Here is a 13,170-nt window from a genome sequence, read left to right on the forward strand (position 1 = left end):
CCATTGACGGCCACTTCAGATGGACCATTCGCAGTGGCCGCCCGCGCCGCATCGTCCAGGAGCCCGGAGGCACGCCATCGTCCGCACCGCTCGCAGCGTCACGCTGCCGCTGAACCCCCAGGAGGGCTCGGGGCCCCTGCCCTCGCGCCTGGCCTCCCAGGTCAGGAGCCTCGTGGCCGATGGCACCCTGCGGCCCGGCGAGCCCGTCCCCTCCACCCGGGCTCTCGCCCAGTCCCTCGGAGTGGCCCGGGGCAGCGTCGTCGCCGCCTTCGAGCAGCTGGTCGCCGAGGGCTATCTGCGCTCGCGGACGGGTGACGGCACGGTCGTGGACCCGGACCTGTCCCTGCCCGTGCCCCGTCCGGCCCCGAGGGATCTCCGGTCACCGTGCGTGCCGGGAGCACATGGTGCCTCCGGTGCGCGGCGGGCCGCAGCCCTGTCCGCGGAGGCCCCGCACCCCGTGCTCGATCTGCGACCGGGCACGGTCGTCGCCCCGGACCTGCCGGATCCCGCCTGGCGAGCCGCCTGGCGCGAGGCCGCCGCCCGCACGCCCTCGCCCCGCTCGGCGCCGGAGGGCGACCCGGCGCTCCGGGCGGCGCTCGCGGACCGGCTGCGGCGCGTGCGTGCGGTGCAGGTCGACCCGGAGCGCGTGGTGGTCACGGCCGGGGCCCGCGACGGACTGCGCCTCGTGCTCACCGCGCTCGCCGCGGATCGGGGGCGCCCGCTCGCGGTGGCCTTCGAGGAGCCCGGCTATCCGAGCCTGCGACAGGTGCCCGAGCTGCTGGGGCACCGGGTGCTCGCGGCCCCGGCCGACGCCTCCGGCGTGGATCCGTCACGGATCCCGGCGGGGATCGACGTGCTCGTCGTGACGCCCTCGCACCAGTACCCCCTCGGCGGCTCCCTGCCGCTGGCCCGACGGCTGGAGATCCTCGATCGCGCCGTGACCGAGGGGTTCCTCGTGGTCGAGGACGAGCACACGGCCGAGTGGCGCTGGGACGGCGCCCCGCTCCCGGCGCTCGCGGGCCTCGACGCCCGGGGGGAGCGGGTGGTCCTGCTGGGCAGCGCGTCCTCGCTGCTGACCCCCGCGGTCGCGATCGGCCACATCACCGTGCCCGAGCCGTTGCGCGCACCCGTGCGGCACGCCCGGGCGGTGCTCGGCGCGAGCAGCGGCGAGGTCGCCCAGCGTGCCCTCGCGGGCTACCTCGACCGCGGAGGCCTCGAACGGCACCTGCTGAGGGCCCGCGCCGCCCACCGGCGACGACTGGACCGGCTGCGGGGGCGGCTCGCGGACGCTCCGGGCATCCGTCTCCAGGAGGTCCCGGGCGGGCTCGCCGCGATCGCGCTGACCGAGCGCCCCGAGGAGGAGGTGCTGGCGAGGTCGCTCGAGCGCGGCGTGCGGGTGGGCTCGCTCGCGCGGTACTGGTCCGGCGGGTCCCCGCGTCCCGGGGTGGTGATCGGCTTCGGCGGGAGCGACGAGGACACCGAGGCCGGGGCGGCTCTCCTGGCCGAGGCCGCCGCGCCCTGAGGCCCGGCGAGCGGATCCGTGGGGCGCCATGCCCGACGGACCCGCGCTGCCCGAAGGATCCACCCTGATCGTGGGCCCCGCTGCGGCCATGGGACCCGCAGTGCACGGTGGACCCGCGGCGGTCGGCGCGCGGCCGAGGTCCGCTGCGCCGTCAGCTCGCGACGCGCGAGCCCTGGGCCCCGGCGTCGCCGGCGCGGGAGGCCGCCCAGGCCTGCTCCCCGGCGAGCTGTGCGGGGGCCGGCACGAAGTCGGCGCGCGGCGCGTGGTGACGCACGTCGAGCGTGCCGCGGGCGATGGTGATCGCCTCGCCCTGGCGGATCGAGGTGAAGCCGGCCTGAGGGTAGCCGGTCGAGCTCACGAGCACCCGGCCCGTCGCCTCGTCGGCGCGGAACCGGAGGTCGTAGGTCTCCCACGGGGCGTCCGGGCGCAGCTGGTCGGGGTCCGAGTGGGCGTAGGCCACGAGCTCGTGCGGCGTGGTCAGCAGGCAGTTGAGCCCCTCGGGGATGCGTCCGCCGCGCTCGGTCACCAGGCGGTGCACGTCCATCGCGGCGCGCTGGACGGCCTCGGCCCAGCCGTGCTCGCGGGCATGGACCGTGATGAGGGAGAAGTAGAGCTCGGAGTCGGTGGTGCCCTCGACCGGGCGGCCGCCCAGGCTCAGCACGTGCTCGCGGAAGCCCTCGGGCATGTCGAACTGCCCGTTGTGGGAGAAGGTGACGTCCCCCTCGACGAAGGGATGGGTGTTCTCGAGGGTCAGGACCAGGCCCTCGCTGGCGCGGCGCAGATGCACCACCGTGAGGTCGCCGTCGGCCTCGGCCACGGCCTCGCCGTACGCGGTCGAGGCGCGGGCGGTGTCGATGCCCTTGCGCACCCGGGGGCCGCCCGCGGGGGCGCTCCCGCCGTAGGAGGCGACGCCCCAGCCGTCCTTGTGCCGCTCCGAGAGCGCCGTGAACAGCGGCAGCTCCTCGGGGACGGCCTCGACGAGGGGGGCGGCGGAACGGGTGACGACACCGAGCAGGCGGCACATGCGCGAGGACCAGCTTTCCGGGAGGGGACGACGACGGGGAGCGGCGCGGCACGTCGGCGGGCCGCCCACCACGCTACGCCGCGGGCCGCAGCCGTGCGATGACGTCCGCCACATGCGCCGGGGACGCGCGACCGGCCCGGCAGGCGCACCGGGGCGGACGCCGCGATACGGGAGCGAGTCCCGGTCCGGAGCTCTCAGACGGCGCGGGCGCGCGGGGCACCGGCCCGGCGGCGCATCCGCTTCTCGAGCACGATCGCGAGGCGCGTCAGCAGGAAGTTCAGCACGATGTAGACCACCGAGACGATGACGTAGGTCTGGAGCAGCAGCCGGGTGAACCCGACGAGGTTCTTGCCCTGGAACTGCAGCTCGTTGTAGCTCACCACGAAGCCCAGGGTCGAGTCCTTGAGCAGGCTCACCAGGGCCAGCACCAGGCTGGGCAGCACCAGGCGGATCGCCTGCGGCAGGATCACCGCGCGCAGGATCTGCTTGCGCGAGAGGCCGATGGCCTCGGCCGCCTCCCACTGCCCGCGGTCCACGGCCTTGATCCCGGCGCGGAACACCTCGGCGGTGGTCGCCGAGCTCACCAGGATCATCGGGATCACCAGCATCCAGAAGCGCGGCAGGGTGATCCCGATCGCCGGCCCCGGCAGCGCGAGCAGGAAGAAGTAGACGACCAGCAGCAGCGGGACGGCGCGGAAGAACTCGATCCATCCCGTCACCAGCCAGCTCAGGATCGGCACGGAGGACAGCCGTCCGAGGGCCAGCAGCAGCGCGAGGGGGAACGCGAACACGGCCGCGACGGCGGTGGCGGTCAGGGTCCCCACGAGCCCGCGCCCCAGGAAGACGATGTAGTCGCCCTGCAGGAACGGCACCCACCGGCTCACGTCGAGCTGGCCGCGGCTGCGCAGCTGCAGCACCGCGAGGGTCACGATCCCGAGGATCACCAGCACGCTCAGGATCGAGATGATCGCGATCCGGCGGCGGCCCCGCGGCCCGGGCGCGTCGAAGAGGACGGCGGTCGCGGTGTCGGTGCGGGCGCTCATGCCTGGGCCCCTGCCGCGACGCTCGGCCGACGGGTGCGGCGCGAGGTCGACGAGACGGCTTTCTCGATCCGGCCGCCCGCGAGGGCGACGAGCAGGGCGAGGACGACGTAGACGGCCGCGGCGATGACGAACATGATCACGGCCTCGGCGTACTGGGTGTTCAGCTGCTGGGTGACGTAGGTCAGCTCCGCCACCGCGATCGCGGCGCACAGCGAGCTGCCGATGGTCGTGCCGATGAAGACGTTGACCAGGGGCTGGACCATCGTGCGGAACGCCTGGGGCAGCACCACGAACCGCAGCACCCCGGTGAAGCCCAGGCCGATGGACCGTGCGGCCTCGGCATGGCCCACGGGCACGGTGTTGATACCCGAGCGGATGTTCTCGCAGACGAACGCCGCGCTGGACAGCGCCAGGCCCAGCACTCCGGTCCAGAACAGCGGCAGCAGCAGTCCGGCGTCCGGCATGCCGAAGGCCAGCAGCACCAGGAGGCTCAGGAGCGGGATGTTGCGGAAGATCTCGACGTAGAGCGTGGCCACCCAGCGCAGCGGAGGGATGGGGCTGACGCGGCAGACGGCGAGCACGGTGCCCAGCACGAGCGCGGCCGCGTAGCCGAGCACGGACAGCGCGATGGTGATGCCGATGCCGCTGAGCAGCAGCGGCAGGTTGTCGCGGACGATCTCTGCCCCGCGGGCGAGGAACTCCATGGCGCACTCCTGGGGTCGGTGACGCGGCCGGGCACCCGCCGCGCCGGGCGACGGGTGCCCGCGGGCTCAGGCGGTGGGCAGGTCGCCCGGGGTGGGCGGCGTGGGCGCCGCGCCCTCGATGACGGTCCCGATGGTCGCGTCGTACAGCTTCTTCCAGGTGCCGTCCTCCTCGATCGCGGTGAGGAAGGCGTTGACGAAGTCGAGGGCGCCGCTGTCCTTGGGCAGTCCGATGCCGTAGGGGTCCTCCGTGAACGGCTTGCCGACCACGGTGACCGTGGGGTCGGCCTTGGAGTTGCCCAGCAGGACGCCCTGGTCCAGGACGTAGGCGTCGAACCGTCCTTGCTTGAGGCCGGTCACGCAGGACTCGTTGTCGGGGAGCTGCTGGACCGACGCGGGGTCCTTGACGTTCTCCTCGATCGCGGTGATGCCGGTCGAGTTGGACTGCGTCACGAGCTTCTTGCCCGTGAGGTCCGCGACGTCGGTGATGGAGTCCTTGTCCTCGGTGCGCACCTGGATCGAGGTGCCGGAGAGGTAGTAGGGGCCGGCGAAGTCGATCTTCTCGAGCCGCGGGGCGGTGATCGAGTAGGTCGCGATGACGGTGTCGACGGTGCCGTTGACGAGCATCGTCTCGCGGGTGTCGACCGTGGTGTCGATGTAGTCGATCTTGTCGGTCGAGTCCTTGCCGAGGATGTACTGGGCCAGCAGCTGGGTGAGCCCGCCGTCGAAGCCGGTGACCTTCCCGGTGGAGGGGTCCTGAAGGGAGAAGACCTGGTTGACGATCGTGCCGCCGCGGGTGAGCTTCCCGGCGTCCTTGACCTTCTGGGCCCACGCGCTCGCGGCGATGTCGGCATCGGCGGCCACCGGTCCGGCGGCGATGATCGCGTCGAAGTCCGCCCCCGAGGCGGCGCTCTCGGATCCCCCCGGGGCGGCGGGGGCGTCGGAGCCGCTGTCGGTGCAGGCGGCGAGGGCTGCGCCGACCGGCAGCAGGGCGGCGGCGCCGAGCAGGATGCGGCGCGAGGGGCGACGTGCGGTGGTCATGGTGACTCCGATCTGAGGGGTCTGCCCGAGGTCACGGACAGGAGGGGCTGTGGGGTCCCGCGGACACGCGCCGGGGCCGGTCTTCAGTGGGCGAGGATCTTGGACAGGAAGGCGCGGGCACGATCGGTGCGCGGGTCGGTGAAGAAGGCCTCGGGCTCGGACTCCTCGAGGATCCGGCCGCCGTCCATGAACACGACCCGGTCGCAGACGTGCCGGGCGAAGCCCATCTCGTGGGTGACGACGAGCATCGTCATGCCGCCCTCGGCGAGCTCGGTCATGACGTCGAGCACCTCCTTGATGACCTCGGGGTCCAGCGCCGAGGTGGGCTCGTCGAACAGGAGCGCCTTGGGGTGCATGGCCAGCGCCCGGGCGATCGCGACGCGCTGCTGCTGACCGCCCGAGAGCTGGGAGGGCAGGCTGTCCTCCTTGCCCTCCAGTCCGACGCGGGCCAGCAGCGACATCGCCTCCTCGTGCGCGGCGGCCTTGGAGACGTGCTTGACCTTGGTGGGGCCCAGCGTCACGTTGTCCACGGCCCGCAGGTGCGGGAAGAGGTTGAAGGACTGGAAGACCATGCCCACCTCGGAGCGCAGGCGCGCGAGGTCACGGCCCTCCTCGGGCAGGGGCTGCCCGTCGATGACGATCTCCCCGGCCGAGATGGTCTCGAGCCGGTTGATGCACCGGCACAGGGTGGACTTCCCCGAGCCCGAGGCCCCGATCACGGCGACGACCTCGCCCTGACGGATGTCGAGGGAGACGTCGTCCAGCGCGGTGAAGTCGCCGAAGCGCTTGGTCACGCCGCGCACGGAGATGAGCGTCTCGCCGGGGGTGCGTGAGGCGCGCGGTGCGTCGCCGACCGCCTCGGATCCGGGGCCCGAGGTCGCGCGGACCGCGGCTCCGGGGACCTCGGCAGCGGTGTCCGCGGGCACGTCGGGAGGACTCGTCATCCCCTGATCCTGTGCCCAGGGTCCCGCCCGCGTCCAGTCGACCGGGAGATCCCTCCCGTTTCGTGATGGACCCGTGACCTCGCCGCGGCGTCCGTTCGTGCAGGTGGCGGGCCAGTTCCGCGGGACGCCGCGCGCGTGGCACCCATAACCGGCCCGATGGTCGCCCCTCAGCCCGTGCAAGGTCCGCGCCGCCGGGACGGCGTCGGGATCAGGCGCGGTAGGCGCCCTGGTAGACCGCGTCGAACGGCGCATGGCCGCCCTGACGATGGGCGATCGCGCTGTCGACGACCGCCTTGGCGGTGCGAGCGGCCTCGAGCGGGGTGGCGCCCTTGGCGAGCTCGGCGGTGACGGCCGCCGCCAGCGTGCAGCCGGCACCGGAGACCCGCTCCTCGCCGACCTTGGGGCTGCGCAGCTCGACGGTCTGCTCCCCGTCGAAGAAGACGTCGACGGCGTCCTCGCCCGGCAGGACCACGCCGCCCTTGGCGAGCACGACGGCACCGGAGATCTCGTGGATGCGGCGGGCCGCCTCGCGCAGGTCCTCGACGGACTCGATCGCGTCCATGCCCGACAGCGCCATCGACTCGAAGTGGTTGGGCGTCACGAAGGTCGCCAGCGGCAGGATCTGCTCCCTGAGCGCGTTGTCCGTGTCCAGGGCCGCCCCCGGCTCCTGGCCCTTGCAGATGAGCACCGGGTCCAGGACGACGTTCCTCCAGGTCTGGGCGGCGAGCGCGTGCGCCACGGTGTCGATGGTCGCGGGGGTGCCGAGCATCCCGATCTTCACGGTGTCGATGTCGTGCAGGGCGGTGGTCGCCTCGATCTGGTCCGCGATCACCTGCGGGTCCACGGGCACGAAGCGATGGCCCCAGCCGTTCTTCGGGTCGAAGGAGACGATGCAGGTCAGCGCCGCGGTGCCGAACGTCCCGAGCTGCTGGAACGTCTTGAGATCGGCCTGGGCACCGGCACCTCCGGTGGCCTCGGAACCGGCGATGGTGAGGGCGACGGGGATCACTGGGCTGCCTCCTGGGCATGGCGGGTACGAGCGCCCTGCATGCTACGCGCCGCCGCGGACCGCCTGCAGTACAGTGCAGCGCGTGCCGCGCCCCGAGTCCGTCCGTCCGCCGTCGACGCGGCCCCGTGACGCCGCAGGCACCCCGCCGCCTGCTGCGCACGGCCTGCGGGGGCTGGTGTCCCGCCACCTGGGCCCGAGCCTGAAGTTCCTCACCGTGGGCGGCACGGTCTTCTTCATCGACGCCGCCGTCTACAACCTGCTGGTCTTCTGGACCCCCGGGGAGGGGTGGGGGCGCGGCCTGCTGTTCCACGTCCCCCTGGTCGCCAAGGCGCTGTCGATCGCCTTCGCCTCGGTGCTGACCTACCTGGGCAACCGCCTGTGGACCTTCTCGGACCGCACGGTGCCGCACACCGCCCGCTCCGTGGCCGTGTTCATCACGATCAACGTCATCGCCTCCCTCCTGCAGCTGGGCTGCCTCGCGTTCTCCCGGTACGTCCTGGGGCTGCACACGCCCCTGGCCGACAACATCTCCGGCAACCTCATCGGCCAGGCCATCTCGACGGCGTTCCGCTACGTGACGTACGGACGCTTCGTGTTCCCGCCGAGCGCCGCGCCCGCGCGCGACGAGGACCACTGACCGGGACCTTCGGACCCCCCGGGATCCGGCGCGCGAGCGCCTAGGATGGGACGCGACGACGCCGTCGCCGTGCGGCCCCGCGCTCCCCGGTGCCGGCGCCGCCGCCCGGCTCCCCCGAGCCGACCCCATCCCCGCCCCGCAGGCGGCGTCGACGCCACCCGTGGGATCCCAGTGAGGACACACGATGAGCACCACCACCGAGACCCGGCCGGGCTTCAGCCCCCGGGTCGCCCTGCAGAAGGTCGGCACCTCGCTGTCGAACATGGTCATGCCGAACATCCCCGCGCTCATCGCGTGGGGCATCTTCACGGCGTTCTTCATCGAGAAGGGCTTCACGCCCGTCGCCTCCCTGGGCGGCTTCACCGACGCCGAGGGCGTGGCCCACACCGGGATCGTCGGGCCGATGATCCACTACCTGCTGCCGCTGCTCATCGCGAACACCGGCGGTCGCATGGTCTACGAGGCGCGCGGCGCCGTCGTGGGCGTCATCGCCACCATGGGTGTGATCGCCGGGTCCGACTCGCTCATCGCGCAGGAGAACGTCCGACTGCTGGCCCAGTGGGTCGCCGACGGCAACGATCCCGCGAAGTACGAGGCCCTCGGCCAGGTCCACATGTTCATCGGCGCGATGATCATGGCGCCGCTGGCCGCGTGGCTCATGAAGAAGCTCGACCAGCTCTGGCAGGAGAGGATCCCGGCCGGCTTCGAGATGCTCGTCAACATGTTCTCCGCGGGCATCTTCGGCTTCGTCATGGCGATCGTCGGATTCTTCGGCCTCGCGCGTCTGGTCAACGGGCTGATGACCCTGCTGTCGGCGGGCGTCGAGGGGCTCATCCATCTCGGCCTGCTGCCCCTGGTGTCGATCCTCATCGAGCCGGCCAAGGTCTTCTTCCTCAACAACGCCATCAACCACGGCGTGCTGACCCCGCTGGGACTCTCCGAGGCCGCCGGCCCCACGGGCAAGTCGATCCTGTTCCTCCTCGAGGCCAACCCCGGGCCGGGTCTCGGCATCCTGCTCGCGTTCTCGATCTTCGGCCGCGGTGCGGCCAAGGCCTCGGCGCCCGGTGCGGCACTCATCCAGTTCGTCGGCGGCATCCACGAGATCTACTTCCCGTACGTGCTCATGAAGCCGATCCTCATCCTCGCCGCGATCGGCGGCGGCATGACCGGCGTGTTCCTCAACGTCCTGTTCGACACGGGCCTGCGCGCCCCCGCCGCCCCGGGATCGATCATCGCGATCCTCGGCAACGCCGCCCCGGACTCCTACGTCGGGATCATCATCTCGGTGGCCGGCGCCGCCGCGGTCTCCTTCGTCCTGGCCGCGCTGCTCATGCGGATCGGCAAGAAGGACGACGGCGACCTGGCCGCCGCCACGGCCAAGATGGAGGAGATGAAGGGCAAGAAGTCCTCCGTCGCCGGGGCCCTCGGCGGCTCCGCGGCGGGCGGCTCCGCGGACACGCACACCGGTCCGATCCGCCGGATCGTCTTCGCCTGCGACGCGGGCATGGGCTCCTCGGCGATGGGCGCGACGGTCCTGCGCAAGAAGGTGCGGGCGGCCGGCTTCGACGACGTCGAGGTCACCAACAAGGCCATCTCGAACCTCAGCGACGACTGGGACCTCATCGTCACCCAGAAGGAGCTGGCCGACCGCGCCGCCCAGCGCACGCCGTCGGCGGTGCACGTGGCCGTCGACCAGTTCATGAACTCCCCGCGCTACGACGAGGTGGTCGAGCTGATCCGCGAGCGCGCCGACGGCGGCGGCACCGAGGACGCCTCGATCGCGGAGGCGACGGACGGGAGGACCGGCACGCCGTCACAGTCCCAGTCCCAGTCCCAGTCCCAGTCCCAGTCCCAGGCCGCACCGGTCGCTGTCGAGACCTCTGCCCCGGCAGCCGGGTCCACGGATGCCCCCGAGGCCGCCGGCGTCATGACCACGGGGAGCATCGACCTCCACGGCCGTGCCACCACCGCGGACTCCGCGATCGACGAGGCCGGTGACCTGCTGGTCCGCGCCAGCGCCGTCGACCGCGCCTACGTGGCGGCGATGCACGAGCGCGAGAGCTCGGTCTCGACGTTCATGGGCAACGGGCTCGCGATCCCCCACGGCACGAACGCGGCGAAGTCCGCGATCGTCCGCTCGGGCATGTCGTTCGTCCGCTACGACGAGCCGATCGACTGGAACGGAAACCCGGTGCGCTTCGTCGTCGGGATCGCCGGTCGCGGCGACGAGCACCTCGCGCTGCTCCAGAACGTCGCCATGACGTTCTCGAACCCGGCACAGGTCGAGCGCCTCGAGCAGGCGGGATCCGCCGACGAGATCCTGGCCATCTTCGACGAGAAGGAGTGAACCCCACATGAAGGCAGTGCATTTCGGAGCAGGCAACATCGGGCGCGGGTTCGTGGGGCTGCTGCTCCACGAGGCCGGGTACGAGGTGGTGTTCGCCGACGTCGCCGAGGGGCTCATCGCCCAGCTTGATGCCGCGGACTCCTACACGGTCCACGTGGTCGGCGACGCACCGCAGGACATCGTGGTCGAGGGCTTCACCGCCGTGAACTCCGCCCAGGACCCCGAGGCCCTCACGGCGCAGATCGCCACGGCCGACGTCGTCACCACCGCCGTGGGCGCCCACATCCTGCGCTTCGTGGCCCCGGCGATCGCCGCCGGGATCGCGGCCCGCCCGGCCGACGCCGCACCGCTGGCCGTCATGGCGTGCGAGAACGCGATCAACGCGACGGACATCCTGTCCGCCGAGATCCGCACGGCATACCAGGGCGACGACCTCGACCGGCGCGCCGAGTTCGCCAACACCGCGGTGGACCGGATCGTCCCGGCCCAGGCCCCGGACGCCGGGCTCGACGTGACCGTCGAGTCGTTCTACGAGTGGGTCATCGAGCGGGGCCCCTTCGGCGACCACGTGCCCGACATCCCCGGCGCGACCTTCGTGGACGACCTCTCCCCCTACATCGAGCGCAAGCTGTTCACGCTCAACACGGGGCACGCCACGACAGCCTGGTACGGCTGGGCGGCGGGGATCGAGAAGATCTCCGACGCGATCGCCGATCCGGACATCCTCGGGATCGTCGAGGGTGTGCTCGGGGAGACCTCGGCGCTGCTCGTGGCCAAGCACGGGTTCCCCGTCGAGGTCCAGCAGGCCTACCTCGCCAAGATCCTCGCCCGGTTCGCCAACCCCTACCTGCCCGACACCGTCGAGCGCGTGGGGCGCAGCCCGCTGCGCAAGCTCTCGCGCCATGAGCGGATCGTCGGCCCCGCCGCCGAGCTCGTCGAGCGGGGGCTGGACGCCTCCCACCTCGTCGGCGCGTTCTCCGCGGCGCTCGCCTTCACCCCCGAGGGCGACGAGGAGGTCACGCAGCTCCAGCAGATCCTGCGCGGCGGCGACGCCGATGCGGTGACCGCGGAGATCACCGGCCTCGCGGCCGACCATCCGCTCTACCCAGCGCTGCGCCGGGCCGTCGCCGATCGCATCGGGTCCCTCTGACGTCCCGACGCCACTGCACGGCGCCGCCGGGAGGCTCCCCCAGGAACCCTCCCGGCCGCCCCGGACGGATCCAGGGCACGCCCGTCCCGGGCCTGTAACCTGTCCCCCACCTGCACATCCCGAACGTCCGATCTCCGAAAGGCACATCCATGGCAGAGCGCACCGTGAAGATCGCCAGCGCCTCCGGGCTCCACGCCCGTCCCGCGGCCATCTTCTCCAAGGCCGCCGGCGAGCAGCCCGCACAGGTCACCATCGAGAAGGTCGGCGGCAACGCCGTCCAGGCCTCGAGCATCCTCATGCTCATGACGCTCGGCGCGGGCAACGGCGACGAGGTCGTCCTGCGCGCCGAGGGTGACGGCGCCGAGGCGTCCGTGGACGCCCTCGCGGCACTCCTCGAGAAGGATCTCGACGCCGAGCAGTGACGCCCGTCGTCCCGACGCCCCGGCCCCGCAGCGATGCGGGACCGGGGCGTCGTGCGTCACACTGTCGTGGGGGTTCGCGGCGGCGCCGCGCCTTCGGCGCACGGGGGTCGTGCGCCGACCCGACGACAGGAGCACCATGATCCAGCCCGTCCGCCGCCCCGAGGGCCGCCCGATCACGACGGCCGTCACGGGGACCAACGGCAAGACCAGCGTCGCGACCGCCACCATCCAGCTCATGCGCGGAGCAGGGTGGCGGTCGGCCGGGTACGACTCGATCGGCATCACCGATGTCGCCGGGGTCCTGCACCCCTCGAACATCCGCAAGTCGACGTCCTATCTCCCCGAGCTCATCGCCGAGCAGGTCCGCGACGGCGCCGAGGCCATCACGCTCGAGGCCTTCGTGGGGATCCTGGCCGACGGGCTGTTCCAGGACGTCCCGGTGGACGTGGCGGTGTGCACCGGGCTCGAACGCGACCACCTCGACGTCCACGGCAGCGTCGAGGCGTACTGGGCCGCCAAGCTCACGCTGTTCTCACGCCACCTGCGCCCCGACGGGGTGGCCGTCCTCGCGACCGACTGCAAGCAGGGCCAGCGCGTGCGCGAGGCCGCGGAGGGCCGCGGCGCCCGGGTGATCACGGTGGGCGAGGGCGGGGACGTGCACCTCGACGATGCCCGCGAGGTGGACGGCGCCCTCACCGGCACCCTCGACCTCGCCGGGGACCGGTACCCCGTCACCCTGCCGACGGTGCACGGGATCGCGGTGACCAACCTGCTGCTGGCGGCCACCGCCGTCATCGCGGCGGGCGGGGACCCGGACGCCGTCGTCGCCGCGCTGTCCACGGTGACGCCCCCACCGGGTCGTCTCGAGGTGGTCGGGGAGCACGCGGGGGTCACGGCGATGGTCGACACGGCCCACAACCCCGGCGCCCTGCGCACGGCGCTGCCGACCATCCGGCCGCGGGTCGAGGGACGCCTGGTGGTGGTCTTCGGCGCCGGGGGCGAGCGTGACCGCGCCAAGCGCGGCGAGATGGGCGCGATCGCCGCCGAGCTCGCGGACCTCATCGTCCTCACCGACGACAACCCGCGGAGGGAGCCGCCCGATCGCATCCGTCGCGAGGTCCGCGCGGGCTGCCCGGACTGCCTCGAGATCCCCCATCGGGCCGACGCGATCGTCGCGGCCGTCCTCATGGCGCGCCCCGGGGACACGGTGCTGGTCGCCGGCAAGGGCGACGAGACCGTGCAGCTGATCAGCATGCGGCGTCTGCCGCACGACGACCGCGCGCTCCTGCGGGCCGCCCTGCCGCTGGCCGGCTGAGCGGACGCGAGCGCG

General features: G+C 72.7%; 12 protein-coding genes. 6 read left to right on the forward strand and 6 right to left on the reverse strand.

Annotated features, from left to right (window positions below):
- Positions 1 to 19: 19 nt before the first annotated feature.
- Positions 20 to 1,522, forward strand: coding sequence for a MocR-like pyridoxine biosynthesis transcription factor PdxR (gene pdxR / locus ACT3TZ_RS02125; protein WP_444581742.1), 1,503 nt, complete (start codon positions 20 to 22; stop codon positions 1,520 to 1,522).
- Positions 1,523 to 1,673: 151 nt separating this feature from the next.
- On the opposite strand, the gene ACT3TZ_RS02130 is transcribed toward pdxR, so the two are convergent.
- The 6 genes from ACT3TZ_RS02130 to ACT3TZ_RS02155 form a co-directional block, all read right to left on the reverse strand.
- Positions 1,674 to 2,546, reverse strand: coding sequence for a class II glutamine amidotransferase (locus tag ACT3TZ_RS02130; protein ID WP_444581743.1), 873 nt, complete (start codon positions 2,544 to 2,546; stop codon positions 1,674 to 1,676).
- Positions 2,547 to 2,740: 194 nt separating this feature from the next.
- The gene (locus ACT3TZ_RS02135) at positions 2,741 to 3,589 is read right to left on the reverse strand and encodes an ABC transporter permease subunit (protein ID WP_444581744.1); all 849 of its coding nucleotides are present in this window, start codon (positions 3,587 to 3,589) and stop codon (positions 2,741 to 2,743) included.
- Complete coding sequence (locus ACT3TZ_RS02140) at positions 3,586 to 4,293, reverse strand: amino acid ABC transporter permease (RefSeq protein WP_444581745.1); 708 nt, start codon at positions 4,291 to 4,293, stop codon at positions 3,586 to 3,588. The genes ACT3TZ_RS02135 and ACT3TZ_RS02140 overlap by 4 nt, the downstream gene beginning before the upstream one ends.
- 66 nt (positions 4,294 to 4,359) lie before the next feature.
- Positions 4,360 to 5,331 carry a glutamate ABC transporter substrate-binding protein gene (locus ACT3TZ_RS02145; RefSeq protein ID WP_444581746.1) on the reverse strand — a complete coding sequence of 324 codons (972 nt, stop codon included), beginning with the start codon at positions 5,329 to 5,331 and terminating at the stop codon, positions 4,360 to 4,362.
- 83 nt (positions 5,332 to 5,414) lie between these two features.
- Positions 5,415 to 6,275: an amino acid ABC transporter ATP-binding protein gene (locus ACT3TZ_RS02150; protein WP_444581747.1), complete on the reverse strand. Its 861-nt coding sequence runs from the start codon at positions 6,273 to 6,275 to the stop codon at positions 5,415 to 5,417.
- A gap of 208 nt (positions 6,276 to 6,483) precedes the next feature.
- Entirely contained in the window at positions 6,484 to 7,284 is an 801-nt protein-coding gene (locus ACT3TZ_RS02155; protein ID WP_444581748.1) for a hydroxymethylpyrimidine/phosphomethylpyrimidine kinase, read from the reverse strand.
- Between the two features lie 82 nt (positions 7,285 to 7,366).
- On the opposite strand from ACT3TZ_RS02155, the gene ACT3TZ_RS02160 reads away from it, so the two are divergent.
- The 5 genes from ACT3TZ_RS02160 to ACT3TZ_RS02180 all read left to right on the forward strand — a co-directional run bounded on the left by ACT3TZ_RS02160 (position 7,367) and on the right by ACT3TZ_RS02180 (position 13,155).
- On the forward strand, positions 7,367 to 7,921 hold the full coding sequence (locus ACT3TZ_RS02160) for a GtrA family protein (RefSeq protein WP_444581749.1): 555 nt from the start codon (positions 7,367 to 7,369) through the stop codon (positions 7,919 to 7,921).
- Between the two features lie 184 nt (positions 7,922 to 8,105).
- Positions 8,106 to 10,268 (forward strand): PTS sugar transporter subunit IIA, encoded by a 2,163-nt coding sequence (locus ACT3TZ_RS02165; protein WP_444581750.1) that lies wholly within the window; start codon positions 8,106 to 8,108, stop codon positions 10,266 to 10,268.
- 7 nt (positions 10,269 to 10,275) lie between these two features.
- The gene (locus tag ACT3TZ_RS02170; RefSeq protein ID WP_444581751.1) at positions 10,276 to 11,418 is read left to right on the forward strand and encodes a mannitol-1-phosphate 5-dehydrogenase; all 1,143 of its coding nucleotides are present in this window, start codon (positions 10,276 to 10,278) and stop codon (positions 11,416 to 11,418) included.
- A 149-nt stretch (positions 11,419 to 11,567) separates the two neighbouring features.
- Positions 11,568 to 11,840: an HPr family phosphocarrier protein gene (locus tag ACT3TZ_RS02175; protein ID WP_444581752.1), complete on the forward strand. Its 273-nt coding sequence runs from the start codon at positions 11,568 to 11,570 to the stop codon at positions 11,838 to 11,840.
- 136 nt (positions 11,841 to 11,976) lie between these two features.
- On the forward strand, positions 11,977 to 13,155 hold the full coding sequence (locus ACT3TZ_RS02180) for a Mur ligase family protein (protein WP_444581753.1): 1,179 nt from the start codon (positions 11,977 to 11,979) through the stop codon (positions 13,153 to 13,155).
- The last annotated feature ends 15 nt before the right edge of the window (positions 13,156 to 13,170 follow it).

Origin of the sequence: Brachybacterium sp. AOP25-B2-12, from assembly GCF_052378625.1 — a bacterium.
Classification (GTDB): domain Bacteria; phylum Actinomycetota; class Actinomycetes; order Actinomycetales; family Dermabacteraceae; genus Brachybacterium.

What these genes read in the sequence shown, in the direction of transcription:
- pdxR (WP_444581742.1), top strand. Translation starts at nt 20, where the DNA reads ATGGACCATTCGCAGTGGCCGCCCGCGCCGCATCGTCCAGGAGCCCGG.
- ACT3TZ_RS02165 (WP_444581750.1), top strand. Translation starts at nt 8,106, where the DNA reads ATGAGCACCACCACCGAGACCCGGCCGGGCTTCAGCCCCCGGGTCGCC.
- ACT3TZ_RS02180 (WP_444581753.1), top strand. Translation starts at nt 11,977, where the DNA reads ATGATCCAGCCCGTCCGCCGCCCCGAGGGCCGCCCGATCACGACGGCC.
- ACT3TZ_RS02140 (WP_444581745.1), bottom strand. Translation starts at nt 4,293, where the DNA reads ATGGAGTTCCTCGCCCGCGGGGCAGAGATCGTCCGCGACAACCTGCCG.
- ACT3TZ_RS02135 (WP_444581744.1), bottom strand. Translation starts at nt 3,589, where the DNA reads ATGAGCGCCCGCACCGACACCGCGACCGCCGTCCTCTTCGACGCGCCC.
- ACT3TZ_RS02170 (WP_444581751.1), top strand. Translation starts at nt 10,276, where the DNA reads ATGAAGGCAGTGCATTTCGGAGCAGGCAACATCGGGCGCGGGTTCGTG.
- ACT3TZ_RS02145 (WP_444581746.1), bottom strand. Translation starts at nt 5,331, where the DNA reads ATGACCACCGCACGTCGCCCCTCGCGCCGCATCCTGCTCGGCGCCGCC.
- ACT3TZ_RS02150 (WP_444581747.1), bottom strand. Translation starts at nt 6,275, where the DNA reads ATGACGAGTCCTCCCGACGTGCCCGCGGACACCGCTGCCGAGGTCCCC.
- ACT3TZ_RS02175 (WP_444581752.1), top strand. Translation starts at nt 11,568, where the DNA reads ATGGCAGAGCGCACCGTGAAGATCGCCAGCGCCTCCGGGCTCCACGCC.
- ACT3TZ_RS02130 (WP_444581743.1), bottom strand. Translation starts at nt 2,546, where the DNA reads ATGTGCCGCCTGCTCGGTGTCGTCACCCGTTCCGCCGCCCCCCTCGTC.